The organism is Halomonas rhizosphaerae (genome assembly GCF_030012485.1).
Lineage (GTDB): Bacteria > Pseudomonadota > Gammaproteobacteria > Pseudomonadales > Halomonadaceae > Halomonas > Halomonas rhizosphaerae.
Map to the genome: position 1 here is coordinate 13,024 of NZ_JASCQQ010000017.1, position 26,564 is coordinate 39,587.

Consider the following 26,564-nt stretch of genomic DNA (forward strand, 5'->3'; position numbering starts at 1 on the left):
GAGTTGCCTGAGGAGCCGCCTGATACGGCGCCTCAAGCGAAACCGGCGCGAAAGCGACGATAGGCCGCCAGGGCCTGTTCGGTCGAGACCGCCTTCAGTCTCACCTCCTGCCCCGGCAGGCACTGGGCCAGCCGTGAGCAGGCAAGCGGCGTGAGTGCGCCGAGCCGAGGGTAGCCGCCGATGGTCTGGCGATCATTGAGCAGGGCAATCGGCTGGCCGTCGGGCGGCACCTGCACCGCCCCCAGGCCGATCCCTTCGGAGATCATGCTGGTCATCCGGCAATGAAGCCGCGGGCCGGTCAGGCGCACCCCCATGCGATCGGCACGATCGTCCACCCGCCAGTCTGCATTGAACGCCCGAAAGAGGCTCGCCCCGCTGAACTCGCTTATCTGGGCGCCCGGCAGCAGCGCCAGCTCGGCCGGCCCGCGATAGTCGACCCGCGCCTCACGGGGGGCCTCGCTGCCGGCAGAGGTGCGACACGGCGTGACCTGCAGAGTGTCGCCCTCGGCCAGCCGATGCCCCTTGCCATCATGGCCGCCCAGCCCTTCGCGCACCACACAGGCCACGCTGCCCAGCACCGGCTCCGCCGCGAAGCCACCGGCCACCGCCAGGTAGGCCCTCAGGCCGTTGACCGGCGCACCGAAGGCGAGCCGCTGGCCCGCCTTGACGGAGAGTGATCGCCAGCCGGCGAGCGGCTCGCCTTCCAGGGTCGCGGACAGGTTCGCCCCCGCCACCGCCAGCACCAGATCGCGTTCGGCCACGAGCTCGAGGCCGCCAAAAGTCACCTCCAGAGCCGGGGTCCCCCAGGCGTTGCCCACCAGGTGGTTGGCCCAGGCCCAGCCGTGCAGGTCGACCGGTCCGCCCTGGGTCACCCCCAGCCGCCGCACGCCGAAGCGACCGGCATCCTGGAGCAGCGCCAGGGGGCCGGCCCGCGCCACCCTCAGACCATCTACCGCAGGCGTCATGATCCCTCCTCCATCGCTCGGGTGTCGCCACCCAGACGCTCGAACTCGTTACGCTCGATGGGCACGAAACGTACACGGTCGCCCACCTGGAGCAGGCTGAAACCCTCACGGTCACGGTCGAAGAGTACCGCCGGCGTCCGGCCGATCAGGTTCCAGCCACCCGGAGTGACCGTGGGATAGGCCGCGGTCTGCCTTCCGGCAACGGCCACGCTGCCGGCCGGCACGCGGCGCCGTGGGGACTCCAGGCGCGGGGCTTCGATCCTGGGATCGACGCTACCCATGAAGGCAAAGCCCGGTGCGAAGCCCAGGGCGAAGACCCGGTAGCTGCGCTCACTATGGCAGGCCACCACCTCGTCGAGGCTCATGCCTGCAAGCTCGGCCAGTCGCGACAACTCGGGCCCCACCGAGGCGTCGTACCAGACCGGCAGTTCCTTGACCGGTGCATCCGCCGCTTCCTCGTCGGGTTGCAGCCGCTGCAGGAGCTCGACCAGCCGTTTCCTGGCCTCGCCTGGCGAGAGTCGCAACGGGTCGAAGACCACCAGCAGAGTGGTATAGGACGGCACCAGATCCACCAGGCGGTCGCCAAAAGCCGTCTCGCACTCTCTCACCAGGGCGGTGAGCCAGGGCATGTTGCCCTCGTCGATGGCATCGAACAGACGCACCATCCAGCCGTCCAGCCCGGCGGGCTCGAGGCGCGGCAGCCCCTGAGGAAACCGACCGCTCATGAGGCACTCGCCAGGTCATTGAGCGCCTGACGGATCGCCTTGATGGCGGCGACCGACTCGGGGTTGTCGCCATGCACGCATAGGGTATCGGCGGCAAGCACGAGGTCGCTGCCGTCGCTGGCAGTGAGTGGCTCTCCGCGGGCGATGCGCTGCGCCTGGTCGACGATCACCTCGGGGTCGTGGTGCACGGCCCCCATCTCTCGCCGGGAGACCAGCCGCCCCTCGGCATCGTAGGCGCGATCGGCGAAGGCCTCGAACCACAGGGTCACGCCATGCTGCTCGGCCAGTGCCCGCGCTGCAGCGGTATCCCGGGTGGCCATCACCATCAACGGCAGGCGTACATCGTAGGCCACCAGCGCGCGCATCACCGCATCGAGGATCTCGGGGTCGCGCATCATGTCGTTGTAGAGCGCCCCGTGGGGCTTGACGTAACCGACCTCCAGGCCCTCGGCCCGGCAGACCCCGGCCAGGGCACCGACCTGGTAGAGCACCAGGTTCTCGACCTCCTCGGCCGAGCAGGCCATCGAACGGCGTCCGAAGCCCACCATGTCCGGGTAGGCGGGGTGGGCGCCCACGGTGACGTCATGGCGCTTGGCCAGCCGCACGGTCATGCGGATCACGTCGGGGTCGGAGGCGTGAAAACCGCAGGCCACGTTGGCCAGGTCCACGTGGGGCATCACCTCGTGGTCCAGGCCCATGACCCAGGGACCGAAGCTCTCGCCCATATCGGCATTGAGCAGCAGGGTCTTCATGATCCACCTCCTCTGAGCTACGTTATGACGAGAATTTATCAATGTTTTATCGATAAGACATCGTTCTTTAGTCTACACATCGTTGACTGGGCGTCGATCGCCTGCCTAACCTTCCTCGCGAACACTCGCTAGACTCCTTCTGGACGGCCCGCTGTCCGACGACCTGCAGCGACAACAAGAACCCGACACGAGGAACCGCACATGACTGCCCGCTTCCCCCTCTTGCATCTGACCTCGGCTGCCGCCATCGGTATCAGCCTAGCCACCCTGGGCAGCACCGCCCAGGCCGCGACCGAATGGGACATGCCCACGCCCTACGGCGACATGACCTTCCACACCGTCAACATCCGCGAGTTCGCCGACGAGGTGCGCGAGGCCACCGATGGCGAACTGGACATCACCGTGCACTCCAACGGCTCGCTGATCGGCCACGCCGAGATCAAGAACTCGGTGCGTCGCGGCATCGTGCCCATCGGCGAGCTGATCATGTCCCGCCTGGCCAACGAGAACCCGATCTTCGAGGTCGACTCGGTTCCCTACCTGGCCTCCAGCTACGAGGATGCCCAGACCCTGTGGGAGGCCTCACGGGAGGTCATCGCCGAGGAGCTTGCCGAACAGCAGCTGCGCCTGCTCTTCGCCGTCCCCTGGCCGCCCCAAGGCATCTACACCAACCAGGCCATCGAGTCCGGCGACGACCTCAAGAACCTCAGCATGCGGGCCTACAACACCGCCAGCGAACGGATCGCCCAGCTGGTCGGCGCCGTGCCGACCCAGGTCGAGGTACCGGACATCCCCACCGCCTTCAGCACCGGCCGCGTCGACGCCATGATCACCTCACCGGCCACCGGCGCCGACACCAAGGCCTGGGACTACCTGAGCCACTTCAACCACGCGCAGCTGTGGCTGCCGAAGAACATGGTAATCGTCAGCGAGAAGGCCTTCTCGCGCCTCGACGAGGCCACCCAACAGGCGGTCCTGGACGCAGCCGCCGAGGCCGAGACGCGGGGCTGGGAGATGAGCCGTCAGGAGACCGATGATGCCCTCGCGGTGCTCAAGGAGAACGGCATCGAGGTCAGCGAGCCGACCCCGGAACTCGCCGAGCTGCTCAAGGAGATCGGCGCGACCATGACCGAGGAGTGGGCCGGCCGCGCCGGTGACCAGGGGGCCGCCATCCTCGAAGCCTACGAGGCCGCCCGCGACTGAACCCACCACCCGCCGGGACAAAAGGAGCCTGTCGGGCTTGACACTGATCTACGGCGAGATCCGGTCTTTCGGCCAACTTCATTCGATCTGATTCGTTAAATAGCGGGCTATTCGCCTTATCAGATCGATAAACTTGTCTCGAAATCCGAACCTCTCGTCACGATCGGTCAAGACCGACAGGCTCCCACGCCCCGGCCCTGCTTCCGGTTACCGCCATGACCTATCGTCTGCGACCGCTCTATAACCTGGGCGGCTACCTGGCCGCGCTCTGCCTGTGCCTGATCTGCGCCCTGATCACGTCCCAGATCCTCGGGCGCATCATCGATCGCATCGCCACCGGGATCGGCGGTGAACGCATCGGCCTGGCGATTCCCGGCCTCTCGGAGATCTCCGGCTTCCTGCTGGTCGGCGCCAGCTTCCTGGGGCTCGCCTACACCTTCGTCCACGGCGGCCATATCCGCGTGACGCTGCTGATCGGGCGGCTCCCCGCCGCGCCGCGGGCCTTCGTCGAGCTCTTCTGCCTGAGCATTGCCCTGGTACTCAGCCTCTATCTCGGCTGGTACCTCTACTGGCTGCTGGACGACAGCATCGCCTTCAACGAGACCTCCTACGGCCTGCTGAGCATCCCGCTGTGGATCCCCCAGTCGGCCATGCTCAGCGGCGTGGCGCTGTTCTGCCTGGCGCTGGCCGAGGCCTGGCTTACCACCCTGGTGACCGCCGTGACCCGGCCCTCCACCTTCACCATCGACGACAGCGGCCAGGAATGAGCCCGGGAGACACACCATGCTCGTGATGATGACGGTTCTCTTCGCCACGCTGCTGCTGCTGCTCGGCAGCGGCGTCTGGGTGGCCTTCTCCCTGCTGGGGCTGGGCTGGCTGGGGCTCTCGCAGTTCACCTCGGTGCCGACCGGCGATGTGCTCGCCTCCAACGTCTGGGGGGAGAGCTACAGCTGGGAGCTCACCGCCCTGCCGATGTTCATCTGGATGGGCGAGATCCTGTTCCGATCGCGGCTCGCCGACGACATGTTCACCGGCCTGTCGCCCTGGATGCAGCGCATTCCGGGGCGCCTGCTGCATACCAACGTGATCGGCTGTGGCCTGTTCGCCGCCGTCTCCGGCTCCTCGGCGGCCACCTGCGCCACCATGGGCAGGATGACCATTCCCGAGCTCACTCGCCGCGGCTATGACGAAAAGCTGGTCATCGGCACACTGGCCGGCTCGGCAACCCTCGGCCTGCTGATCCCGCCTTCGATCATCCTGATCGTCTATGGGGTGGCCACCGACCAGTCCATTGCCCGCCTCTTCATGGCCGGCATCTTCCCCGGCCTGCTGCTGATCTCGCTGTTCGCCGGCTATCTGATGCTCTGGTCGTGGCGCTTCCCGGACAAGATCCCCCCCGCCGAGACCGGCCTGCCGCTGGGCGAGAAGCTACGTCGGGCACGCCGCCTGATTCCCCTGCTGGCCCTGATCGTGGGGGTCATCGGCTCGATCTATGCCGGCCTGGCCTCCCCCACCGAAGCGGCCGCCGTGGGGGTGGTGCTTTCACTGCTGCTGGCCAGTACCCAGGGCACCATGGACGGCACGGTGTTTCGCGACGCCCTGCTCGGGGCGGTACGCACCTCGACCATGATCGCCTTCATCCTGGCAGGCGCCGCCTTCCTCACCGCCGCCATGGGCTTCACCGGGCTGCCCCGGGAGCTCGCCGCCTGGATCGGCACCATGGGGCTGTCGCCGTTCATGCTGCTCGCGGCGCTGACCCTCCTGTTCATCCTGCTGGGCTGCTTCCTGGACGGCATCTCGGTCGTGGTGCTGACCACCTCCATCATGCTGCCCATGGTCGAGGCCGCCGGCATCGACCTGATCTGGTTCGGCATCTACCTGGTGATCGTGGTGGAGATGTCGCAGATCACCCCGCCGGTGGGCTTCAACCTCTTCGTGCTTCAGGGCATGACAGGGCGCAATATCCTGTCGATCGCCTGGGCGGCCATGCCGTTCTTCTTCCTGATGATGCTCGGTGTCGTGCTGATCAGCCTCTTCCCCGGCATCGTCACCTGGCTGCCACAGGCCATGGGCAACTGAGCATGGAAAACAGGGAAAAGGAGCACCAAGTGACACGCATACGGACACCTCGCGGCCCCATCGTCTCCTCGGAGCACCTGTCGCGCAGCAGTCAGGAGCTCTCGGAGTTCGAGTTCGGCCTGATCATCGCCGGGCATGCCTTCGACCGCTGGATGGTGCGCTGCATGACGGCCACCGGCTATCCGGAACTCGGCGCCCTGGACGTGCTGGTGCTTCACAGCGTCAACCATCGGGAGCGCGCCAAGCGCCAGGCAGACATCTGCCTGGTGCTCAACGTCGAGGATACCCACACGGTGACCTATGCCCTGAAGAAGCTGGCCCGGCTGGAGCTGGTGGCCGGCGAGAAGCAGGGCAAGGAGACCTACTTTCGCACCACCGACCTGGGGCGGGACGCCTGTGGCCGCTATGCCGAGATCCGCGAGGCCTGTCTGGTCGACTCGCTCTCCTCCATGGGTATTGAGCGCGAGGAAATGAGTCGCCTGGCGGGACTGCTGCGGGCCATGTCCGGGCTCTATGACCAGGCCGCCCGCTCCGCCGCCTCGCTGTGAGACTCAGAAGATATTCGACCGCTCGTACTGCGCCGGCCACGCGACGTTTTCCGCCTTGAGACTGGCCGCTGCTCGCAGCGGCCAGGCCGGGTCGGCGAGCAGGGCACGCCCCAGGATCACCAGGTCGGCCTGAGCGTTGGCGATCACCGACTCCGCCAGGTCAGGGCTGTGGATCAGGCCCACCGCGCCGGTGGCCATGCCGGCATCGGCGCGCACCGTCTGGGCCAGCGGGATCTGGTAGCCGGGATGGATCGGTATCTGCTGGCGCGGGTCGTTACCCCCCGAGGAACAATCGATCAGATCGACCTGCCCCTGCTGACGCAGCAATCCGGCGAGACGCACGGTGTCGTCGAGGGTCCAGCCACCCTCGACCCAGTCGGTGCAGGAGAGGCGCACGAACAGCGGCAGCTCCTCCGGCCACGCCTCGCGCACCGCGCTGATCGATTCCAGCAAGAAACGGATGCGGTTGTCGAAGGAGCCGCCGTAGTCATCCTCGCGCCGGTTGCTCAGCGGCGAGAGAAACTGGTGGATCAGGTAGCCATGGGCGCCATGCAGTTCCAGCACTCGGAAACCGGCTTGCCGGGCGCGGCGAGCGCTGGCCGTGAGACTCTCCAGTGAGGCCTCGATCTGCGACGAGGTCATGGCGGCCGGCACGTGCCAGCCCCGGGCATAGGGCAGCGCGGACGCCGAGACCAGGTCATCCCAACCGCCCTGGTCCCGGCGCAAGGGGTGCGAGCCCTCCCAGGGACGCCCGACCGAGGCCTTGCGCCCCGCATGCCCGAGTTGGATGCCCGGCACTGCCCCCTGCCCTTCCACGAATGACGCGATACGCGCGAGCCGATCACGCTGCTCATCGTTCCATAGCCCGAGGCAGTAAGGTGTGATCCTTCCCCTGGGCTCGATGTGTACCGCCTCGGTGAACACCAGGCCGGCACCGCCGGTGGCTCGCGCCCCCAGGTGCACGAGGTGCCAGTCGTTGGCGAGCCCGTCATGGCCGGAGTACTGGCACATCGGGGAGAGCATGATGCGGTTGCGGGCCGTGACCGACCGGAACTGCACCGGGCGGAACATGTGAGGGTTGGGATCGCGGCGCAGGATGCGGCGAGCATTCTCTCCGCCGGAGCGGGAATCGACAATGGTCTCGTGTCGGGTGGAACGCGCAGCGGATTCGCCACTGTCAGCGTCGGGCCTGTCGGACATGGGATCTGCCTCCCTTTGTTGTTGTTGGCATTGGCTGATTCAAGCTGTGTTGTCTGAACACACGGTCAATTGCATCGCCTCCCATGGCCATACGCCGGTCTCGATATGCACGTCGCCGCGAGTGGGCTCCCGTGACAGGGCCTACTGCTTGCGCAACGGATCCGGACCCTGCGCGCACCGCGCCAGGGTCCGACGCACTCGCCATTGACTGCGCAGGAACAACAGGGCACTCACGCTGATCGAGGCCGCGAGCGACAGCAGGAAGGTGACCATCGGCGGCGTGATGCTCACCAGGGTGGCGGTGACGACCGCAAAGGCCACCAGGCTCAACATGCCCTGCTGGGCCGCACCCACGGTGGCACGCGCCACCTCGGCGCCGTAGCGCTGATGCAGGGTCCAGCCGATGGTGAACAGGCCGACCGGGAAGCCCACCAGCATGCCCGAGAGCAGCGGTCCGGAGCGGGCGGCCAGGGTCGTGGCGACGCTCACCAGCACGCCCGCCAGCAGACCACGCAGCACCAGATCGAACCACCCCGAGGTCGCGACGACCGCGGGTTGATTCAACCTGAGCGCCCTTTTGACGCCTTCCGCCAGCAGCAGCACGCCGGCGTACAACAGCACCGCCAGCCAGACTCCGCCCGGCATCAGGGAGAACACGATCGCTGCGGGAATCCAGCACAGCGTGGCAAGCCCCAGGCTGGCCAGGGCCCCCATTCGGTGGGCACTGACGACGAAGCAGATGCTGAACAGCAGCGTGGCCACCAGCGCATGCAGGGTGGAGAGCGCCGCCACCTCGATGAACTCGGCAGGCCGTTCCTGGAGCATGAAGAAGTACCCGGGCCCCAGCACGATGGGGGTGCCGGCAAGGATGCCGCCCAGCCTCGGCCCAAGCTTGCCGACCGAGATCGACACCCCGACCACCACCAGCGCGGTGGCGATCAGCTTGGCCAGCAGGACGCTCAGCATGGTCGTGGCGGAACGGCGGCGGGGGGCATCATGCCACCACCGGCAGCGTAGTCATCGCGTAGCGATGCTCGAGTTCACCCCCGGTGACGGGGTCGGTCAACACCATGCGGAAGGCCTCTGCGGGCCGCACGCCGCCGATCACCGGCAGGGTGCCACAGAGCATGGCCTGGCCGGGCGCCAGGCCTGTCCGGTCGAGGCCGAAGCGGCGCAGCAGGTCGGCGGGATGCAGGAGGCCGGTTACCCCGCCCTGCTGATAGAGCACCTCATTGCCGTCGAAGGTAGCGTAGGACGCCATCTGCAGCTCATCCCAGTGATCGATCACGCTGTCCAGCGGCCACACCTGCCGGCCGACCGGTTTAGCGCACACCTGCTTGGAGTGCGCGACCGACCAGGCTTCTGCCTCGCGGTCGGTGTGGTCCGAGCCGATGCCCACCAGGGTACCCTGCGGCGTGCCGATCAGTACCACCTCGACCTCGCCACTGGAGGCCGTCCCCAGCACCTGGATGGTGTCAGAGAGAGTCAGCAGGTCGGCCGCCACCCGGTAGAACAGCGGCGTGCTCGAGGGCGGCGTGACGCCGAGCGCCTTGAGCTCCTCGACATGCTCCTCGATGGCCGCCTGCTCGCGGCCGGCCCACCCCGCAATGATCAGCTCCTCGATCTCGACCTCGACGGTCTCGCTGCTGTCCATGATGTGAAACGTCGTCATCCTCGGGCTCCTTGCACACTGTTTATGGAGAGGAACCGGGCAGCACCTCAAGGGCTGTCGTGACGGTGCATCCCGGCATGAAGTGAACGCACGTGGCGAATCGCTCAGCCCAGCACGCCGGGCAGGAACATGGCAAGTGACGGGAAGAGGATCAGCAGGATGGCCATCAGGAACATGAAACCGACATAGGGCATCGCCCCTACCATCACGTCATTGAACGAGCCGCCCTGGCGCACGCCCTGCACCACATAGAGATTGAGGCCGACGGGCGGGGTGATCAGCGCCATCTCGATCAGCAGGATCAGCAGGATGCCGAACCATACCGGATCAAACCCCATGCCGATCACGATGGGCGCCACGATCGGAATGGTGATCACCATCAGCGAGAGGGTCTCGATGAAGAACCCCAACACGATGTAGAGCGCAATCACCAGCATCAGCGTCGCATAGGGCCCGAGACCGGCCGCCTCAAGAAAGGCGGTCAGTTCCCGGGTCACCCCGGTCGAGGCGAGCACGAAGTTGAGGAAATAGGAGGCGATGATGATCAGCATGATCATGCCCGTGGTGCGCATGGTACCGTCCAGCGCCTCGACGATGATCGAAAGCGACAGCTTGCGCATGAACAGGGCGATCAACAGCGCCCCGATCACCCCGAGCGATGCCGCTTCGGTCGGGGTCGCCCACCCCGCGTAGATCGAGCCTACCACCACGCCGAACAGGATCAGCACCGGCAGCAGATGCCTGAGGCCGGAAACGCGTTCCGACCAGGAGTGCGAACTGCTCGGGCCACCCAGGCTCGGGCGCCACATGCAGATCAGCGCGGTTCCCGCCATGAACAGCACCGCCAGCAGCAGCCCCGGCACCAGGCCGGCGGCGAAGAGCTGGGGAATGGAGGTCTCGGTCAGGAAGCCGTAGACGATCAGGTTGATCGAGGGAGGAATCATGATGCCCAGGGTGCCGCCGGCGGCAATCGAGCCGGTAAAGAGCCTGGGGTCGTAGTTCATCTCCTTGCCCTGCGGGATCGCCACGGTACCGATCGTGGCCGCGGTGGCCACGCTGGAGCCGGAGGTCGCCGAGAACAGCGTCGCGGTGCCGATGTTGGCGTGCAGCAAGCCGCCCGGCAGCCATGACAGCCAGCTCTCCAGCGCGCGATAGGTGCCCTTGGCAATGCCGGTGCGCACCAGAATTTCCCCCAGCAGGATGAACAGCGGAATCGCGATCAGCAGGAAGCTGTCCGACGCCGACCAGATGACATCTCCCATGGCGCGGGCCAATGGAAAGGGCGAGAAGAATTCGTCGAGGAACAGCCCCAGCACGATCAGGGTGGCGGCCACCGGAATGCTCAGCACCAGCAGCACGAGCAGGACCAGCAATGCGGTGAGTATCATGAGGTAGCCTCGTGGTTTTCGTCGCTGATCTGTTCGTCGAGTGTCGGACTTCCGGCCAGCTCCTGTACGCGTTCGATGTCCCCTGCCAGCAATGCCAGCAGCACGCGAAGCGCCAGCAGGCCGACGGCCAGGCTGAACCAGGCAAGCCCCACCACCCACAGGAACTGCGGGATCCACACCGGCGTTCCCAGCGGCGTGTTGGCTCGGGCGCCACCGGTGAAGGACGCCTTGGCGACCTCGAAGGCGGCCCCTACCACCAGGATGCAGAACAGCGCCATGGCCAGCAGGGCGAGCAGGTCGAGTGCACCCCGAATGCGCTTCGGGAAGTTGAGGTAGAGGGCGTCGATGCGGATGTGCGCCTTGCGTACCAGGGTGTAGGCAAACGCCCAGCTGGTACTGATCGCCATCACATAGCCGGTCAGTTCGGTAGCATGGACGGCGGAACGTCCCATCAACTGGCGCGAGAACACCTCGATGGTCACCAGGGCCACGGTCATGAGGATCAATACGCCCCCTGCTCGTGCCATCCACAGCGACCCCACCTGGACGCCACCGAGCACCCGGTCGAGCGCAGAATTCACCTGCTGCAACATGTCAGTCTCCAAGGCGACCGGGCGGGTTTCCCCGCCCGGTCGCCAGGCATGGGTCGAGGCGGGTTACTTGGCAGCGGTAAGACCGGTCACACCACCGATGGTCTCGTTCCAGCGATCCACCCACTCCTGGTCCACCCGCTCGGCCCAGTTAGGGAGCAGGGTCTCTTCCAGGTGACGGCTGGCATCGGTGAAGTCCTGGTCGGTGGCCTCCACCAGCACCATGTCGCCCGGGTCGCCACGCGTGCACTCACCCTCACCGGTCAGGCAGGCGATGCCTTCACGGGTTTCCTCGACCGCGGACTCCCAGACAGGGTCCTCGTAGTTCTCCTTGATCTCGGCCATCAGCCACTCCTGGGTCCCGGAGGACAGGGAGTCCCACTTGCTGCCGTTCATGGCGGTCACCACGTGGTCCCAGCCCCCCACGGGTAGCGGGTACAGGTGGGTAGACACCTCGTACCAGCCGGAGCTGTAGCCGGACAGCGAGCCGGTCACGGCGCAATCGATGACGCCACGTTGCAGGGCGCCCGGCACCTCGCTGAAGTTGAGCGTGATGCCCTCGGCGCCCAGCGCCTCGAGGAACTCGGCGGTGGTGCGACCGCTCGCTCGGACCTTCTTGCCGGCGAGATCGCCGAGCCCGTCGATCTCGGCATTGCAGAAGACCATCTGCGAGGGATACGGGACGACAGCCAGCAGCTGGGCGCCGCCGTAGCGTTCGGCGAAGGCATCGGCCAGCACCGGTCGATACGCCTCGGCTACCTTCCGTGCGGTCTCCACGTCCGGGGCAATCATGGGCATGTCCAGCCCTTCCAGCTCGGGCGCATCCTGGACGGCGTAGTCGGCTACCGTCGATGTCACCTCGATGACATCCCTGTCCATCAGGCGATAGACCTCGCCGCCACCCAGCCCCATCTGGTCGAAGGTGGTCACCTCGGTGGAGATCTTGCCCCCTGAGGCCTCGGGAATGTGGTCGCCCCAGAAGGGGCGCTCGAAATTCTGGTACAGGGACAGGCTGCTCCAGCTGCCCACATAGGCGATGCTGGTCTCGTCGATGTCCTGCGCCAGCACCTGGGTGCCACTGACGGCCATGCCTGCGGCGACGGCAGAAGCGAGCATTGTTCTTGTCGACATGGTGGAGTCCTCGCGATGGTTTCCGGGGAAGTTGGCTAGAAAAGGGCCAGTCCGCTGTCCGGGATATCCGTGACGAGCATGTGGCCGGGGCTGTGGGTGATGGCGAACTCGACTCCCGCGTCCAGCAGCACCTGTTGCGGCGTCACGCCACAGGCCCAGAAGACGGGAAGCTCGCCCTCACCCAGGGAAACGGCATCCCCGTAGTCCGGCGCGTGGATGTCCGGGATGCCGATGAGGGCCGGGGCTCCCAGGTGCACCGGCGCACCGTGAACCTGGGGGTAACGGGTAGTGATCTGGACGGCACGGATGGCATCGGCGGCCAGGAAGGGACGCATGGACACCACCAGCTTGCCGTCGAAGCCCCCGGCCGGAGCCAGGGGAATGGAGGTGTTGAACATCGGCACATTGCGATCCTCGTCGATGTGCCTGACGCGAAGTCCCGCCTGGAGGAGCGCGTGCTCGAAGGTGAAGGAACACCCCAGAGCGAAGGTCACGAGGTCATCACGCCACTCGTCGACCACGTCCTCGACCGAGCCGACCGAGGTCCCGTGGCGATAGAGGCGATAGGCGGGCACATCCCGTGCGATATCAAGATCCGCGCCCAGGACCTTGCATCCACGCTGGCCCGGTTCGGTGACCGCGATCAGCGGGCAGGGCTTGGGGTTGGCCTGACAGAAGCGCAGGAACCCGTTGGCCTGGGCCTCCGGCAAGATGACCAGATTCACCTGGACATGGCCATTGGCGAGACCCGACGTGGGTCCCTTCAGGCGCCCTTCCCGGGCTGCCTGGCGGACGGCCTGCGGTGACGAAAGGGCATCCAGTGGGTTAGCTGACGACATGGCACTGCCTCTCTGTGCGTACCCGTACAGTTAAGGCAGAAACGCTGATTTATACAAATCGAAAGTTAGTATCACTTTTGATCATAAAATTGGATCAATCAAGGCGTTGCGTGCGGTCCAGGACAGCCGAATCCTGCGCCGCCGGGCTGCCGGCGGTCGCGAGCGCCAACTCGGCCACGGCCTGCACCACGATACTGCCCGGGCCCGTCGCGTAGGCAGCGGTGAACGACAGGTCGGGAATCGCTGCATCCACCTCGAACTCACGCAGCACGCCGGCGGCCAGCGCCTGCGCCACGATTTCACGGGGCAATGCACTGACCCCGATGCCATCGACGGTCATGCGAATGATGGTCGAGAGAGACGAACTGGAGTGAATCCGGGTCGAGTGATTCATCGGATCGACGAGCGAGCGGATGTGGGTGTAGGGCTCGCTGCGCCTCGGGTAGGTGATGATCGGCCACCGGGCCAGGTCGGCAAGCGACATGGTGTGCGGAATACCGAGCGTCGGACTGGCCACCCACACCAGCGGGTATCGGCAGAGGTCCCGGCAGATGACCCCGGGATGGTTGACCTTGCCCATCAGGAAGGCGATATCGATGTCATGGTTGACCAGCTTGTCCGCCAGGTTGACGGAGATGTCGACATCGAGCTCGAGATTGATGGCCGGATACGCCTCACTGACCCGCTCGATCAGCCGCGGCAGCCAGGTATGGGCGATGGTCTCCGAGACGCCGAGACGGATCGTCCCATGGATGGACGCCGGCTTGGCCACCACCTGCAACATCTCGCCGTGCAGGGAGAGAATCTTCTCCGCATAGGTCAGCAGTTCCCTGCCCTTGGCGGTCAGGGTGACCTTCCTGCCGACCCGGGCGAAGAGTTCGACGCCCAACTGGTCCTCCAGGCCGGAAATCCGAGCCGAGACCGACGGCTGAGAGGCATACAGGCGCTGGGCTGCCGCTCTGAAGCTTCCCAGCCTGGCGATCCAGACGAAGGTCTCCAAGGTACGAATGTTCATGGCGATACCATCGGCACGCGGCCATCGGGACGGGCGGTTGAAACAGGCTATCGCATCGAGCCCCGGCACGACAGGCCCGGGCGCCCGGCCTGACGCCGACGCTAGCCGTTCTGGAGCGCCGCACGGGGATCGCGGGGATAGAAGCGTTCCGGCTGGCGCTCGATATGAGCGAAGAAGCGCGTGTCCTTGTAGGGCATCTTCATGAAGCCCGACACCCCGAGTCCCTCGATCAGCCCCACTGCCTCGAGGATGTCATCCAGGCGGCCCCGGAACTCCTCCTCCCGGGAGGGGTCGAGCAGCCGATAGTGGCTATGGATCTTCAGGTGCTGGGGCAGCGCCTCGAAGATGATCATGCCGGTGTGGTGAATCTCGTTGAGCGCCTCCAGCGAGGCGATGATCGCCTCGGGCAGGACAAGAAATTCCTCCGGGTCCGGGCCATCCTCGAAGTAGCTGTGCAGGCGTGAGCGGTCCTCCAGCTCAGGCACCGCGCTGACCTCATAGTGCAGCCGCATCCCGGGCAGGATCTCGAAGGGCTGGTCCACGCTCTCCCGGTCCAGGTGCAGGGTATCGCGGGCATTGAACAGGCAGCTCTTGAAGATGCCGCGACGGTGGATCGCCCGGGCCAGGGTGACCATGTTGTTGACCGCGGCGATGAAGGCCGCGCGTCGCTCCGGGGCGTGCAGGTTGAGCGAGGTGTCGATATAGACCCCTTCGGCCTCCCAGCGCACGGCCAGCCCGCCCACCACCGGGTACTTGCCCAGCCGGCTCACCGCCGCCAGGAAGGCCTTCTCGGTCTCCCCCATGTTCTGCATGAAGTTCTTGTAGTAGCGATCGAGCTGGACGTCGTTGACGTCGTTGAGGGTCTCGCGACCGCCCTCCTCGCGCAGGAAGGACTTGCGCGAGCTGTAGACCACGGTATCGATCTCGCGACCGGCCGGGCGACTCCAGACCGGCACCAGGGGGGGCTCCTGGGGCGTGGGGAGGTCAAGCATCACCAGCCGGGCGAGCCGGGGCATCTCGCGGATGAAGTGGTCGCCGGCGCGCATGCGGGTGCGTGGGTCAGGATCGAGCATGCCATCGAGCATGCGCGCGAACTCCATGGGCAATCCCAGGGAGGTGGCGGGAATGGCCCGGTGGCCGAAGCGACAGGACTGGGCCGAGGCCAGGGCATAGAGGGTGGCCGCCGCCCCCTGCTCGTCGAAGCGAGGCGACGACAGCGCCCCGTTGAGCTGCTCCTCGCCGATGAAGTAGACATCCCCCAGTCGCGCGTTGGTCTGCTGCAGGTTGTCCGACATCAGCTCCATGACGTTGGTCGCCACGAACTGCAGGCTGGCGTCGAGCTGGGCGAAGACCGAGGAGCCCCAGTCGATCAGGGCGATGGTCTCCTGGGCATCATCGAAGACCAGGTTGGAGGGCTTGATATCGCCATGCACCACCGGCCTGCCGGCCGGTCCGCTCTCGCGGCGAAGGGTGCGCAGGATATCGGCCAGTTGGTCGGCGATGCGCACCACCAGGCGCGGCGACAGGCGTCCCTCATGCAGCGAGACCTCCTCCATGTTGAAGCCCGGGGCGCGCTGCATCACCAGGATCGACTGGCTGCGCACCCGCTGGAAGACAATCAGCTTGGGCACCCGTGGGTGATCGACCTGCTCCAGCATGAAGGCCTCTTCCTCGAGGCGATCCTGGAGGTGCTGGGGCAGGTTGACGCGGGTGAACTTGAAGACGTACTGCTCACCAAGCCCGGTGAGTCCCGCGAAGACGAAGCCATAGGCGCCCTTGCCGATCAGCTCGATGTTCCGGTAACCCAGCTGTTCCAGTTGGGCCTGACACAACGCCACCCACGCCTTGAGCTTGCGGGCGTCGTCATGGCTGAGCAGATAGATCGACTGCTCTTCCGGAATATAGAACTGCTGCAGGGACGCCTGGGTCATCGCATTACCCTAGAATGTTGGAGAAGCGCTGATTCATGTCGCGAGCGATGAGAGGCTGGCCGCCGCCGGAGCGAAGCAACCGGAGTTGACTGGCTGCTCAATGAGGATTGCGAGCACCGCCGGCGGCCAGGATATCGAGCGCAGCAATGAATCAGGGTTTCTCATCCCAAGTGAAGGAGCATGCTCTCCGGCGCTTCGAGATACCCCTTCCAGGCGTTGCAGAAGCGGGCGATGGTGCCACCATCGATCAGGCGATGATCCCCCGCCCAGGTGATGGTCATGATCGCCCGCTTGACCACCCTGTCCTGCTCGTCGAAGCGCGGCAGCCACTGGGTCTTGCCGATGGCGACGATGGCCACCTCCGGGGCATTGATGATCGGCGCCGCATAGGTCCCGCCCAGTGCCCCGATGTTGGAGATGCTGATGGTGCCCCCCTTCAGGTCGGATGATGCTACCCTGCCCTCGCGGGCCCCGGCGGTCAGCCGCTGGATCTCGCCGGCGATCTCCAGCAGGGTCAGTCGCTCCACCCCCTTGACGTTGGGCACCATCAGCCCCGCCTTGCCGTCCACGGCCATGCCGATGTTGCAGGACGGCAGGTAGTGGATCTCGTCGCCCGCCTCGTTGAGGCGGCTGTTGAGGATCGGGAAGTCACGAATCGCCAGCGCCATGGCCTTCATGAAGAAGGGCATCAGCGTCAGGCGCGCATCAAGGGCCTGAGCCTCGGGCTTGAGGCGTTCGCGCAGCGCCAGCAGATCGGTGACATCGAGCTCCTCGCCGTACTGGAAGTGCGGGATCGTCGAGGCCGAGGCCACCATCTGGCGGGCCATGGCGGCCCGAACGCCGCGCAAGGGCTCGACGCGAACCTCCGCCTCGCCCGTCGATGGCCGGGCCGACGGCACCGCCTCTCGGGCGGGCGCCGGCTCCGCGGCGGCCGTGTCGCCGCGCTCCAGGAAGGCCTGGACATCTTCTTTCAGCACCCGCCCCTGCTTGCCGGATCCCGGCACCTGCTCGAGGCGCACCCCATGCTCACGCAGCAGGCGCCGCACCGCGGGGCTCGCCGGAATTCGCCCGTGGGGCCCAAGTCCAGTGGCCTGCGGAGCCGCAGCCGACGAACTGGCGGCCATGTCCGGACGAGGAGCCGGGCGCGGGGCAGATTCGGCGGGCGCCGGTGCCGTCGAGGCGGTCTCGTCCATGTCCTCGGCGTGCTCCGGGGCGTAGGCAAACAGCGGGGCATGGACGCGGGCAATCTCGCCCTTGGGAACATGCAGCCGGGTGACCGTCCCTGCCTCGGGGGCAGTGATCTCCATCATGGCCTTGTCGGTCATCACATCCACGACCGGCTGGTCCTCCTCGATGGTCTCCCCCTCGGCGATGCGCCACTCCACCACCTCGCACTCGACGATCCCCTCGCCAAGGTCCGGCAGGATGAAATCCCTGGACGTGGCGCCACGGGGCGCTGCCTGGGGGGCCTTCTGCGTCTCGGGCTGCTCGACCGCGGGGGACTCCTCCTGCTTGTCCGGCGTTGCCGGTGCGTGTGCCTCGCCTTCGGCCTCGTAGGCAAAGAGCGGCGCATGGACCCTGGCGATCTCGCCCTTGGGTACGTGAAGCCGGGTGACCCGCCCCGCCTCCGGCGCGGTGATCTCGACCAGCGCCTTGTCGGTCATCACCTCGACCACCGGCTGGTCCTCCTCGATGACGTCACCTTCCTTGATGCGCCACTCGACTACCTCACACTCCACGATACCTTCGCCGATATCGGGCAGCTTGAACTCTGTCATCTTGTCTCTCCTGTCCTGAACCCGGGTCGTCAGAAATTCACACTGGCGCGGATGGCCTCGACGATCTTCAGGTGATCCGGCAGGTACTCCTTCTCCAGCGTCAGCGGGAAGGGCGTATCCAGGCCGGTCACCCGGGCAATGGGCGATTCCAGGTACAGGAAGCAGCGCTCCTGGATGGCCGCGGCGATCTCGCCGGCGAAGCCCCCGGTGCGCGGCGCCTCGTGGGTAACCACCAGCCGGCCGGTCTTGAACACCGACTCGGCCACGCTGTCCTGGTCCCAGGGCAACAGGGTGCGCAGGTCGATCACCTCGCAGGAGATGCCGTCCTTCTCGGCCAGTTCCACGGCACGGTCGATCACCTCCATCTGGGCGCCCCACCCCACCAGGGTCACATCGGTGCCCTCCTTGGTCACCTCGGCCTCGCCGATGGGCAGCTGGTAGTCCTCCTCCGGCACCTCGCCGACCGCGGCACGATAGAGGCGCTTGGGCTCGAAGAAGATCACCGGGTCGGGATCACGAATGGAGGCCAGCAAGAGCCCCTTGGCCTGATAGGGGTCGCGGGGCACCACGATCTTGAGACCGGGCGTATGCGCGAAGTAGGCCTCGGGCGACTGGGAATGGTAGTGGCCGCCGGCGATGCCGCCGCCGTAGGGGGCACGGATGGTCAAACCGCCGACGTTGAAGAGATCGCCCGAGCGGTAGCGGAACTTGGCCGTCTCGTTGACGATCTGGTCGAAGGCCGGAAAGATGTAGTCGGCGAACTGGATCTCCGCGACCGGCACCGAGCCCTGGGCGGCCAGGCCGTTGGCAAAGCCGATGATGCCCTGCTCCACCAGCGGCGTATTGAAGCACCGCGCGCGGCCGTACTTTTCCTGCAGGTGGCTGGTGGCACGGAAGACGCCGCCGAAGCTGCCCACGTCCTCGCCGAAGCAGAGCACCTTGTCATCCTCGCCCATGGCGATGTCCAGGGCGTTGTTGATGGCCTGCAGCATGTTCATGGTCGGCATCTCACTCCCCTCCCTTGGCAGCGACGTCGTCACCGGCGCGCACGTCCGGGTCCAGGGAGCGCGCTCCCTTCGGGTAGGCCTCCGGATACTGGCGGATATGGGTCTTCAAGGCGTCGAGCTGACGCTGCAGCTCCGGGGTGACATCCGCATAGACATCGGTCACCAGACTGTCCAGGGGCGGTGGCGGGCGCTTCTCGGCACGCTTCATGGTCTCCAGCACCTCGCGGCGCAGGCTCTCCTGAAGGGCCTTCTCTTCCTCCTCGCTCCACCAGTCCAGGTCGATCAGCCAGCGCTGCATGCGCAGGATCGGATCCTTCTCGCGCCAGGCCTCCTCCTCCTTCTTCGAGCGGTAGCCTGAGGGGTCATCCGAGGAGGAGTGGGCGGCCAGGCGATAGCTCATGGCCTCGATGAGCACCGGCTGGTTGTGCTCCACGGCGATCCGGCGTGCCTCCCGGGTGGCGGAGTAGACCGCGAGGATGTCGTTGCCATCCACGCGGATCACGTGCATGCGATAGCCGAAGGCCCGGGGTGCCACGCCATCGGCGGCGAACTGCTCGATGGACGGGGTGGAGATCGCATAGCCGTTGTTGCGGCAGAAGAAGATCACCGGTACCTCGTGCACCGCCGCCATGTTCAGGGCGGCATGGAAGTCGCCCTCGGAGGCGGCACCCTCGCCGAAGAAGACCGTAGTGCACTGGCCATCGCCGGCGAGTTTCTGGCCATAGGCATAACCGGTGGCCTGGGGAATCTGGGTGGCCAGCGGCGACGAGATAGTCATGTAGTGGAGCTTGCGCGACCCGTAGTGGATCGGCATCTGGCGGCCCTTGCCGTAGTCCAGCTCGTTGCCGAACAGCTGGTTCATGAACTCGTCGAAGGTGAAGCCGCGATAGACCAGGGCGCCCTGCTCACGATACTGCGCCATGATCATGTCGGCATCGTCGAGCGCCGCCGTGGCGCCGATCACCGCGGCTTCCTCGCCGGTGCACTGCATGTAGAAGGAGAGCCGGCCCTGTCGCTGGGCGGCGAGCATTCGCTCGTCGAGCACGCGGGTGGCCACCATGGCGTGGTAGATGGCCAGGGCCTTGTCGTGTTCCAGGCCGGGTGCCCTGGCGCCCTCGTGGAGGGTGCCGTCCTGCTTGAGCAGCCGGAAGGTGGGAATGCTGAACTCGTCACCGGCCAGGAAGGTCGGCTCGTGGATATCCGGTGTTGTTGTCATCGTCGTGATCCTGTGCCCCTTTTGGGGGCAGTGTTGTCTTTAATGTTCCGATCCGCCAGGGGGTCGCCCCGGGGCCGGTCAACGCAACAGGATTGACGTTAACGTAAACTGGCGAGCTTGGGTAGACCCGAAAGTCGAAATGGGCGCCTGCCTGTGCCGACCGATCAGCGGGAACCGGCCAGCGGCAGTCGACTGAACAGGCTGTCCACACTGATCGCCAGCAGGCCGATCAGCAGCGCCCCCTGGACCACATAGGCGGTGTTGCCGTTGACGATGCCCGAGATGATCGGATCGCCCAGGTTGCTCGCCCCCACGGTGGCGCCGATGGCCGCCGTGGCGATGTTGATGGTGACCGAGGTGCGGATCCCGGCAAGGATCACCGGCGCGGCCAGCGGCAGTTCCACCTGGCGCAGGATCTGGCCGCCGCTCATGCCCATGCCACGCGCTGCCTCCATCACTCCTGGATCGATGCCCTCGAGGCCGGCCAGGGTGTTGCGCACGATCGGCAGCAGGCCATAGAGAAAAAGCGCCACGATGATCGGCAGGGTGCCGAAACCCAGCACCGGCACCGCCAGTGCCAGCACTGCCACCGGCGGAAAGGTCTGGCCGATCGAGGCCAGCTGGCTGACCAGGGGCAGGAAGTCCCGTCCCCAGCCGCGGGTCGCGGCGATGGCAGCACCCACGCCCACCAGGATGGCCAGCACGGCGGCCACGCTGACCACCAGCAGGTGGCGACCCAGCAGGGTCAGGAAGTCGGCACGCTCATAGATCACCTGGCGGCTGTCGGCCTCGATCCAGCGAAACAGCCCCTCCAGCTGTTCCATGCCAAGCGTTGCCGCCAGCAGCAGCGCCAACCAGCAAAGCGGCACGACCCAGCGGCGAAGCTCAGTCATCGCGCCGTGCTCCCACCAGGCGGCGCAGGGAGAGCTCGCCCACCGGCTGGCCGTCGTCGTCCACCACGGTGAGCCGCTCGGCATGACGCCACAGCATCACCGAGAGCGCTTCACGCAGGCTGGCCTGCTGGCCGATCCGCTCGCGAGCCGGGAGGTCATGGCCCAGCGGCTGCATCCGCTGGCTGACCGGCAGCAGTGCCGCCTCCTTCAGGCCACGATCCTCGCCTCCGAACAGCGACTCGACGAAGCCGTCCGCCGGCTCGCGAAGCAGCTCGAGGGGCCGCCCCTGCTGCACGATCCGCCCCTGATGCATCACCACCAGATGATCCGCCAGCCGCAGCGCCTCGTCCATGTCGTGGGTAACGAAGACGATGGTCTTGTGAAGCCGGGCCTGCAGCTCGCGCAACTCGTCCTGCAGGCTCTCCCGGGTGATCGGGTCCAGGGCGCCGAAGGGCTCGTCCATCAGCAGGATGTCCGGGTCGGCGGCCAGCGCTCTGGCCACCCCCACTCGCTGCGCCTGGCCGCCGGAGAGCTGGTGGGGATACTTGTGGGCAAACTCCTCCATGGAGAGCCCGAGCAACGCCATCAGTTCCTCGACCCGCGCCTGGATCCTCGCGGCCGGCCACTTGAGCAGCCGCGGGACCAGCCCGATATTGCGGGCTACCGTCCAGTGGGGAAAGAGCCCCGTGCTCTGGATCGCATAGCCCATCCGCCGACGCAGGGTCTCCTGGCGGAAACGGCGAATCTGCTGGCCATCGATGTGAATCTCACCCTCGCTGTGCTCGATCAGCCGGTTGATCATGCGCAGCGTGGTCGACTTGCCGCAGCCGGAGGTCCCGACCAGCACGCAGAGCTCTCCCTGGGCCACGCTGAGCGAGATATCGTCCACCGCGGTGGCGACGCCGAAGCGCTTGGTGACATGGATCAGGTCGATCATTCGGCCCCTCCCGGGCGCAGGATGTCGGTCAGGGCGCCGAGCAGGGCATCCACCAGCAACGCCAGCACCAGGATGGGGAGCGCGCCCAGCAGGACCAGGTCCATGGCGGCCTGGCCCAGCCCCTGGAAGATGAAGGTCCCCAGGCCGCCGGCCCCGATCAGCGCGGCCACGGCGGTCAGGCCGATGGCCTGTACCGTGGTGATGCGGATGCCCTCGAGGATCACCGGCAGCGCCAGCGGCAGGCGCACCTGACGGAATACCTGGCCCCGGCTCATGCCCATGCCGCGGGCGGCATCGATCACCCCCGGGTCGACGGCCTCCAGGGCGACAAAGGTGTTGCGCACCATGGGCAACAGGCTGTAGCCCACCAGCGCCAGCAGGGCCGGCGCCCAGCCGATGCCGCTGACACCCAGCGCCGCCAGCCAGTCGACGTGAGCCGAGAGCCAGGCGAGCGGCGCCAGCAGCAGGCCGAAGAGCGCGATGCTGGGGATCGTCTGCAGGAAATTGAGCACCCCGAACCCGGCCTTCTGGACGCCGGGCCAGCGGCGCATGGCCAGCGCCAGGACCACGCCAAGCACCAGGCTCGTCCCCACGGCTACCCCGACCAGCAGCAGGTGCTCGCCGACGGCCCCCAGGAACTGGCCACTGCGGCTGCGATACTCCTGCCACAGCGCCAGGGGTTCCAGCCAGAGGGCGAGACACAGCCCCATGCTGGACACCGGAGGCAGCAGCAACGCCCAGCCGATAGGCTGCGACAGGACGAGGCGAGTGCGCAGCTCGATCATGAGCAGCAGCAGCAGGAAGAGTGCCACCCAGATGCCGGCCCCGATGCCCAGCCGGGCCTGGGCGCTGTCGGCCAGGGTGACGGCCGACAGCGACAGCCAGACCGGCAGGGCCGACAACATCAGTACGACCAGCGCGAGCCCCAGGGCGAAGCGACGAGGGGTGGGTCGCCAGGCGAGCCCTGCCAGCGCCAGCCAGGGAACACAGGTGACCAACGCACCGCTGACACCGATGACCTCGGCGACCCGATAGCCGGTGCCCGGCACGATACGATTGGCGGCCACGCTGACCGTGTCCAGCCCCAGCCAGGCCGCCAGGGCGACCAGCGACAGGGTCAGCAGGACGACGTTGGGACCGGCCGTGTCCTGGCGCAAGACGGCCTCAGTCGTCCAGGCTGTCGAGGAAGTCGGCAGCGACCGCCGCAGGATCCCGACCGTTCACCGCCACGTCGCCATTGAGCCGCTGCAGAGTGTCGAGGTCCAGGGCCTGGAAGACCGGCTCGAGCAGGGACTCGATCTCGGGGTAGGTCTCGAGCACCTGCTCGCGCACCACCGGAGCGGGCTGGTAGACCGGCTGCACTCCCAGGGTGTCGTCCATGACCACCAGGTCCAGGGCCTGCAGGCCACCGTCGGTCCCGTAGGTCATGGCCGCATTGACGTCACTGGTCTGCTGGGCCGCGGCACGCATGGTGGCCGCGGTATTGCCGCCGGAGAGCACCAGCAGCTGCTCCTCGGAGAGCTCGAACCCGTAGGCCTCCTGGAAGGCCGGCAGCGCCTGGGGCGACTCGACGAACTCGGCGCTGGCGGCCAGCTTGAACGTCCCCTCGTGGTCGAGGTAGGCCGCCAAGTCCTCGAGGCTTGCCAGATCATGCTCGCGTGCGAGCTCACCGCGCACGCTGATCGCCCAGGTATTGTTGGCCTCGGCCGGGGTCAGCCAGACCAGCCCGTTGGCCTCGCGGTCCTTCTCGCGCACGGTCTCGAAGGCCTTGTCGGGGTCGTTCCACACCGGGCTGTCGGCCATGTCGAAGAAGAAGGCGCCGTTGCCGGTGTACTCGGGGTAGAGGTCGATCTCGCCGGCGATCAGCGCCTCGCGCACGATGCTGGTGCCGCCCAGCTGGAGACGATCCTCGACCTCGATACCGCCCTGCTCGAGGCGCTGCAGGATCAGCTGCCCGAGCACCGAGCCCTCGGTATCGATCTTGGAGGAAACCACCACGGGGTCCTGCGCCTGGGCCGAGAAGGCGATGAGGGTACCGGCGGCCAGGGCCGCGCAACGAGACACTGGGCTGGAAATCAGCGTACGAATCATCATGTTCACCCGGTTCCTTGTGAATGTATCCTGAGTATAAGGCCTGTACAGCTTCCCTGTCAGACCCCCCTTTCCAACGTCAGGACATCAGCATGACCCTACCCGGGAGTCGACTCCTAGACCACTGCCACCATCCGCTGGTGCGTGACCTGGCGTGGATCCTGCTGGCCCCTGACCTGATCGCGATGCCCTGGCCGGGGCGCCCCTCGCGTGGCGAACTGGGCCTGGGCGATGACAGCCTGCTGGCGGCCTGGCTGGATGCCCTGGAAGCGGCACCCGACGCGCTGGAGGATCACCTGGCACCGGCGCTCAAGGGGCGCATGGGGCTCTATCATGAACGACTCTGGCAGTTCCTGCTCGACGAGGCGCCCGGCACCCGACTGCTGGCCCACAACCTGCGCATCCACCAGGGCAAGCGCACCCTGGGCGAGCTGGACCTGCTCTATTGTCGACGCCACGCTCCCGGCCCAGTGCACCTGGAAGTCGCCATCAAGTTCTACCTGGGCCTGCCCCAGGGGCCGGGAGCGGCGGACAGCCAGGCTCGCTGGATTGGCCCGGGCGGAGCCGACAGCCTGGCCGCCAAGCGCGAACACCTGCATCGCCATCAACTCAGGCTCGCCGGCTCCCCCGAGGCCCGCGAGATCCTGACGCAGCTGCTGTCGCCCCACTCGGCGCCGGGACTGGACGGGCCAGCGCCCGCCCTGGCCGCACGGCTGGCGATCCCGGGGGTGCTTTTCTATCCCTGGCATTCCCCCCTGCCGGCCCCACGTGAGGCCACGCCCGCCCACCTGCAGGGTCGCTGGCTGTTCGCCCGTGACTGGCAACGGCTGCGCGACGGCCTGCCCCGGGGTACCCGAGGCGCCTGGCTGCACAAGCCCCACTGGCTCGCCCTGCCCCGTCGCGAGGCACTGCTGCCGCTCCGGGACCTGGAGGCCAGGCTGGCCCAGCACTTCAACGCGCCGGCCTCCCCCGTCCAGGTGGCCCTGTGGCACCCCGACATGGGCTGGCACCGGGTGTTCATGGTCGACGATGACTGGCCCCGGCAGATTCCCTTGCCGCCCTATACGAGCGTCTCGCCGACATGAGCGACAGGCTGCTCCAGGCGCATGCCGTCGTGAGCGTAAAACGCCCGGCCCTCCTTGCGGCGGGCCGGGCGAACGGGAGGCGTTGGACGGGGAGCGTCAGCCTTCCGGCTTCTCGAACACCCAGCTGGTGCCCTCGCGGGCATCCTTGAGGATGATGCCGAGTGCCGCCAGCTCATCGCGAATGGCGTCGGCGGTGGCGAAGTCCCTGGCCTTCTTGGCCGCGGCCCGCGCGTCGATCTTCGCCTGAATCTCGTACTCCGATAGCGGCAGATCACCAGCCCCGCCCTTGAGGAAGGCAACCGGGTCCTGCTGCAGCAGCCCCATGATGCCCCCCAGGCGCTTGAGCTCGGCGGCCAGCGCCGGCGCCTGCTCGGGCGCCTCCTTCCTGGCGCGGTTCAGCTCGCGGGCCAGGTCGAAGAGCACCGAGAGTGCCTCGGCGGTGTTGAAGTCGTCGTCCATCGCCGCGGTAAAACGCGCACCGAAGCGGCCATCCACCTTCCCTTCCTCGGAGTCGGCGCCGTCAAGGGCCAGACCTTCGAGCGACAGTCCTTCAAGTGAGTTGTAGAAGCGCTCCAGCGACTTGCGCGCCTCGGCCAGCGACTCCGGCGCGTAGTTGATCGGGCTGCGGTAGTGGCTGGCCACCAGCAGGTAGCGCACCACCTCGGGGTCGTGATGCTCGAGCACCTCGCGAATGGTGAAGAAGTTGCCCAGCGACTTGGACATCTTCTCGTGGTTCACCCGCACCGCCCCGGCGTGCATCCAGGTATTGACGTAGGCGTGGCCGGTGGCCGCCTCGCTCTGGGCGATCTCGTTCTCGTGGTGGGGGAACATCAGGTCCGGCCCGCCGCCGTGGATGTCGAAGGTCTCGCCCAGGCAGCAAGTGGACATCGCCGAACACTCGATGTGCCAGCCGGGCCGCCCCTCGCCCCAGGGCGAGGGCCAGCTGGCCTCGCCGGGCTTGGCCGCCTTCCACAGCACGAAGTCCAGCGGGTCCTCCTTGTGCTCGTCCACCTCGATGCGGGCCCCGGCGCGCATCTCATCGGGGTCGCGGTTGCTCAGCCGGCCATAGCCCTCGAAGCGGCGCACCCGGTAGTAGACGTCGCCGTTGTCGGCGGCGTAAGCGTAGCCCTTGCCGATCAAGGTCTCGATCATGGCGATGATCTCGCCGATATGCCGGGTGGCGCGGGGCTCACGATCCGGGGGCAGCACGCCCAGGCGCGCCTCGTCCTGATGCATGGCTTCGATCATCCGCTCGGTGAGCGAGGCGATCGTCTCGCCATTCTCCTCGGCACGCCGGAGGATCTTGTCGTCGATATCGGTGACGTTGCGCACATAGGTGACGTCATAGCCCCGCGCACGCAGGTAGCGGGTGATGACATCGAAGGCCACCATCACCCGCGCGTGACCCAGGTGGCAGAAGTCGTAGACCGTCATGCCGCAGACATACATGCGCACCTTGCCCGGGTCGATGGGCGTGAAGGGCTCCTTGCGGCGGGTCAGCGTGTTGTAGATCTGCATG

Annotated in this window: 25 protein-coding genes; 5 read left to right on the plus strand and 20 right to left on the minus strand. The window is 66.8% G+C overall.

Going from position 1 to position 26,564, the window contains the following annotated elements:
* Positions 1-32 precede the first annotated feature (32 nt).
* The 3 genes from QLQ86_RS08400 to QLQ86_RS08410 are packed head-to-tail and all read right to left on the minus strand — an operon-like array spanning position 33 to position 2,442.
* Positions 33-965 (minus strand): 5-oxoprolinase subunit C family protein, encoded by a 933-nt coding sequence (locus QLQ86_RS08400; RefSeq protein WP_282816560.1) that lies wholly within the window; start codon positions 963-965, stop codon positions 33-35.
* Positions 962-1,690, minus strand: coding sequence for a 5-oxoprolinase subunit PxpB (gene pxpB, locus QLQ86_RS08405; RefSeq protein ID WP_282816561.1), 729 nt, complete (start codon positions 1,688-1,690; stop codon positions 962-964). The genes QLQ86_RS08400 and pxpB overlap by 4 nt, the downstream gene beginning before the upstream one ends.
* Positions 1,687-2,442, minus strand: a complete 756-nt coding sequence (locus QLQ86_RS08410) for a 5-oxoprolinase subunit PxpA (protein ID WP_282816562.1) — start codon at positions 2,440-2,442, stop codon at positions 1,687-1,689. Before QLQ86_RS08410 ends, pxpB begins: the two co-directional genes overlap by 4 nt.
* Before the next feature lie 201 nt (positions 2,443-2,643).
* Between QLQ86_RS08410 and QLQ86_RS08415 the strand changes: the two genes are divergently transcribed.
* The 4 genes from QLQ86_RS08415 (at position 2,644) to QLQ86_RS08430 (ending at position 6,272) form a co-directional block, all read left to right on the plus strand.
* On the plus strand, positions 2,644-3,645 hold the full coding sequence (locus QLQ86_RS08415; RefSeq protein WP_282816563.1) for a TRAP transporter substrate-binding protein: 1,002 nt from the start codon (positions 2,644-2,646) through the stop codon (positions 3,643-3,645).
* A gap of 215 nt (positions 3,646-3,860) precedes the next feature.
* Positions 3,861-4,412, plus strand: a complete 552-nt coding sequence (locus QLQ86_RS08420; RefSeq protein WP_282816564.1) for a TRAP transporter small permease — start codon at positions 3,861-3,863, stop codon at positions 4,410-4,412.
* A gap of 16 nt (positions 4,413-4,428) precedes the next feature.
* Positions 4,429-5,724: a TRAP transporter large permease gene (locus tag QLQ86_RS08425; protein WP_282816565.1), complete on the plus strand. Its 1,296-nt coding sequence runs from the start codon at positions 4,429-4,431 to the stop codon at positions 5,722-5,724.
* A 29-nt stretch (positions 5,725-5,753) separates the two neighbouring features.
* Positions 5,754-6,272 (plus strand): winged helix DNA-binding protein, encoded by a 519-nt coding sequence (locus QLQ86_RS08430; protein ID WP_282735864.1) that lies wholly within the window; start codon positions 5,754-5,756, stop codon positions 6,270-6,272.
* 3 nt (positions 6,273-6,275) lie between these two features.
* Here the strand turns inward: QLQ86_RS08430 and QLQ86_RS08435 are convergent, their stop codons facing one another.
* The 16 genes from QLQ86_RS08435 to osmF form a co-directional block, all read right to left on the minus strand.
* Positions 6,276-7,472, minus strand: a complete 1,197-nt coding sequence (locus QLQ86_RS08435) for an NADH:flavin oxidoreductase/NADH oxidase (RefSeq protein ID WP_282816566.1) — start codon at positions 7,470-7,472, stop codon at positions 6,276-6,278.
* A 141-nt stretch (positions 7,473-7,613) separates the two neighbouring features.
* On the minus strand, positions 7,614-8,438 hold the full coding sequence (locus QLQ86_RS08440; RefSeq protein WP_282816567.1) for a hypothetical protein: 825 nt from the start codon (positions 8,436-8,438) through the stop codon (positions 7,614-7,616).
* 28 nt (positions 8,439-8,466) lie between these two features.
* A complete protein-coding gene (locus tag QLQ86_RS08445) occupies positions 8,467-9,144 on the minus strand; it encodes a DUF2848 domain-containing protein (protein ID WP_282816568.1) in 678 nt (225 codons plus the stop codon).
* Between the two features lie 104 nt (positions 9,145-9,248).
* Positions 9,249-10,532 (minus strand): TRAP transporter large permease, encoded by a 1,284-nt coding sequence (locus QLQ86_RS08450; RefSeq protein ID WP_282816569.1) that lies wholly within the window; start codon positions 10,530-10,532, stop codon positions 9,249-9,251.
* Positions 10,529-11,125, minus strand: coding sequence for a TRAP transporter small permease subunit (locus QLQ86_RS08455; protein WP_282816570.1), 597 nt, complete (start codon positions 11,123-11,125; stop codon positions 10,529-10,531). The genes QLQ86_RS08450 and QLQ86_RS08455 overlap by 4 nt, the downstream gene beginning before the upstream one ends.
* 63 nt (positions 11,126-11,188) lie before the next feature.
* On the minus strand, positions 11,189-12,253 hold the full coding sequence (locus tag QLQ86_RS08460) for a TRAP transporter substrate-binding protein (protein WP_282816571.1): 1,065 nt from the start codon (positions 12,251-12,253) through the stop codon (positions 11,189-11,191).
* Between the two features lie 35 nt (positions 12,254-12,288).
* A complete protein-coding gene (locus QLQ86_RS08465) occupies positions 12,289-13,092 on the minus strand; it encodes a putative hydro-lyase (RefSeq protein ID WP_282816572.1) in 804 nt (267 codons plus the stop codon).
* Between the two features lie 94 nt (positions 13,093-13,186).
* On the minus strand, positions 13,187-14,176 hold the full coding sequence (locus QLQ86_RS08470; RefSeq protein WP_282816573.1) for a LysR family transcriptional regulator: 990 nt from the start codon (positions 14,174-14,176) through the stop codon (positions 13,187-13,189).
* Between the two features lie 32 nt (positions 14,177-14,208).
* A complete protein-coding gene (locus QLQ86_RS08475) occupies positions 14,209-16,038 on the minus strand; it encodes a protein kinase domain-containing protein (RefSeq protein WP_282816574.1) in 1,830 nt (609 codons plus the stop codon).
* Positions 16,039-16,199: 161 nt separating this feature from the next.
* A complete protein-coding gene (locus tag QLQ86_RS08480; protein ID WP_282816575.1) occupies positions 16,200-17,816 on the minus strand; it encodes a dihydrolipoyllysine-residue acetyltransferase in 1,617 nt (538 codons plus the stop codon).
* Positions 17,817-17,845: 29 nt separating this feature from the next.
* Positions 17,846-18,823 carry an alpha-ketoacid dehydrogenase subunit beta gene (locus QLQ86_RS08485; protein WP_282735860.1) on the minus strand — a complete coding sequence of 326 codons (978 nt, stop codon included), beginning with the start codon at positions 18,821-18,823 and terminating at the stop codon, positions 17,846-17,848.
* A 1-nt stretch (position 18,824) separates the two neighbouring features.
* Positions 18,825-20,039, minus strand: coding sequence for a thiamine pyrophosphate-dependent dehydrogenase E1 component subunit alpha (locus QLQ86_RS08490; protein WP_282735859.1), 1,215 nt, complete (start codon positions 20,037-20,039; stop codon positions 18,825-18,827).
* 164 nt (positions 20,040-20,203) lie between these two features.
* Positions 20,204-20,932, minus strand: coding sequence for an ABC transporter permease (locus QLQ86_RS08495; RefSeq protein ID WP_282816576.1), 729 nt, complete (start codon positions 20,930-20,932; stop codon positions 20,204-20,206).
* On the minus strand, positions 20,925-21,869 hold the full coding sequence (locus tag QLQ86_RS08500) for an ABC transporter ATP-binding protein (RefSeq protein WP_282816577.1): 945 nt from the start codon (positions 21,867-21,869) through the stop codon (positions 20,925-20,927). Before QLQ86_RS08500 ends, QLQ86_RS08495 begins: the two co-directional genes overlap by 8 nt.
* Positions 21,866-23,026 (minus strand): ABC transporter permease, encoded by a 1,161-nt coding sequence (locus QLQ86_RS08505; RefSeq protein WP_282816578.1) that lies wholly within the window; start codon positions 23,024-23,026, stop codon positions 21,866-21,868. The genes QLQ86_RS08500 and QLQ86_RS08505 overlap by 4 nt, the downstream gene beginning before the upstream one ends.
* 7 nt (positions 23,027-23,033) lie before the next feature.
* Positions 23,034-23,960: a glycine betaine ABC transporter substrate-binding protein OsmF gene (osmF, locus tag QLQ86_RS08510; RefSeq protein ID WP_282816636.1), complete on the minus strand. Its 927-nt coding sequence runs from the start codon at positions 23,958-23,960 to the stop codon at positions 23,034-23,036.
* A 92-nt stretch (positions 23,961-24,052) separates the two neighbouring features.
* Between osmF and QLQ86_RS08515 the strand changes: the two genes are divergently transcribed.
* A complete protein-coding gene (locus QLQ86_RS08515) occupies positions 24,053-25,045 on the plus strand; it encodes a DUF1853 family protein (protein ID WP_282816579.1) in 993 nt (330 codons plus the stop codon).
* A 96-nt stretch (positions 25,046-25,141) separates the two neighbouring features.
* On the opposite strand, the gene cysS is transcribed toward QLQ86_RS08515, so the two are convergent.
* Positions 25,142-26,563: a cysteine--tRNA ligase gene (cysS, locus tag QLQ86_RS08520; RefSeq protein WP_282816580.1), complete on the minus strand. Its 1,422-nt coding sequence runs from the start codon at positions 26,561-26,563 to the stop codon at positions 25,142-25,144.
* Position 26,564: the final 1 nt, after the last annotated feature.

Bases quoted from the DNA above. Each gene is read 5' to 3' on its own strand.
- QLQ86_RS08440 (WP_282816567.1), bottom strand. From the start codon at position 8,438: ATGCTGAGCGTCCTGCTGGCCAAGCTGATCGCCACCGCGCTGGTGGTG.
- cysS (WP_282816580.1), bottom strand. From the start codon at position 26,563: ATGCAGATCTACAACACGCTGACCCGCCGCAAGGAGCCCTTCACGCCC.
- QLQ86_RS08460 (WP_282816571.1), bottom strand. From the start codon at position 12,253: ATGTCGACAAGAACAATGCTCGCTTCTGCCGTCGCCGCAGGCATGGCC.
- QLQ86_RS08495 (WP_282816576.1), bottom strand. From the start codon at position 20,932: ATGACTGAGCTTCGCCGCTGGGTCGTGCCGCTTTGCTGGTTGGCGCTG.
- pxpB (WP_282816561.1), bottom strand. From the start codon at position 1,690: ATGAGCGGTCGGTTTCCTCAGGGGCTGCCGCGCCTCGAGCCCGCCGGG.
- QLQ86_RS08435 (WP_282816566.1), bottom strand. From the start codon at position 7,472: ATGTCCGACAGGCCCGACGCTGACAGTGGCGAATCCGCTGCGCGTTCC.
- QLQ86_RS08515 (WP_282816579.1), top strand. From the start codon at position 24,053: ATGACCCTACCCGGGAGTCGACTCCTAGACCACTGCCACCATCCGCTG.
- QLQ86_RS08450 (WP_282816569.1), bottom strand. From the start codon at position 10,532: ATGATACTCACCGCATTGCTGGTCCTGCTCGTGCTGCTGGTGCTGAGC.
- QLQ86_RS08485 (WP_282735860.1), bottom strand. From the start codon at position 18,823: ATGCCGACCATGAACATGCTGCAGGCCATCAACAACGCCCTGGACATC.
- QLQ86_RS08445 (WP_282816568.1), bottom strand. From the start codon at position 9,144: ATGACGACGTTTCACATCATGGACAGCAGCGAGACCGTCGAGGTCGAG.
- QLQ86_RS08480 (WP_282816575.1), bottom strand. From the start codon at position 17,816: ATGACAGAGTTCAAGCTGCCCGATATCGGCGAAGGTATCGTGGAGTGT.
- QLQ86_RS08465 (WP_282816572.1), bottom strand. From the start codon at position 13,092: ATGTCGTCAGCTAACCCACTGGATGCCCTTTCGTCACCGCAGGCCGTC.
- QLQ86_RS08490 (WP_282735859.1), bottom strand. From the start codon at position 20,039: ATGACAACAACACCGGATATCCACGAGCCGACCTTCCTGGCCGGTGAC.
- osmF (WP_282816636.1), bottom strand. From the start codon at position 23,960: ATGATTCGTACGCTGATTTCCAGCCCAGTGTCTCGTTGCGCGGCCCTG.
- QLQ86_RS08475 (WP_282816574.1), bottom strand. From the start codon at position 16,038: ATGACCCAGGCGTCCCTGCAGCAGTTCTATATTCCGGAAGAGCAGTCG.
- QLQ86_RS08455 (WP_282816570.1), bottom strand. From the start codon at position 11,125: ATGTTGCAGCAGGTGAATTCTGCGCTCGACCGGGTGCTCGGTGGCGTC.
- QLQ86_RS08425 (WP_282816565.1), top strand. From the start codon at position 4,429: ATGCTCGTGATGATGACGGTTCTCTTCGCCACGCTGCTGCTGCTGCTC.
- QLQ86_RS08415 (WP_282816563.1), top strand. From the start codon at position 2,644: ATGACTGCCCGCTTCCCCCTCTTGCATCTGACCTCGGCTGCCGCCATC.
- QLQ86_RS08410 (WP_282816562.1), bottom strand. From the start codon at position 2,442: ATGAAGACCCTGCTGCTCAATGCCGATATGGGCGAGAGCTTCGGTCCC.
- QLQ86_RS08500 (WP_282816577.1), bottom strand. From the start codon at position 21,869: ATGATCGACCTGATCCATGTCACCAAGCGCTTCGGCGTCGCCACCGCG.
- QLQ86_RS08400 (WP_282816560.1), bottom strand. From the start codon at position 965: ATGACGCCTGCGGTAGATGGTCTGAGGGTGGCGCGGGCCGGCCCCCTG.
- QLQ86_RS08420 (WP_282816564.1), top strand. From the start codon at position 3,861: ATGACCTATCGTCTGCGACCGCTCTATAACCTGGGCGGCTACCTGGCC.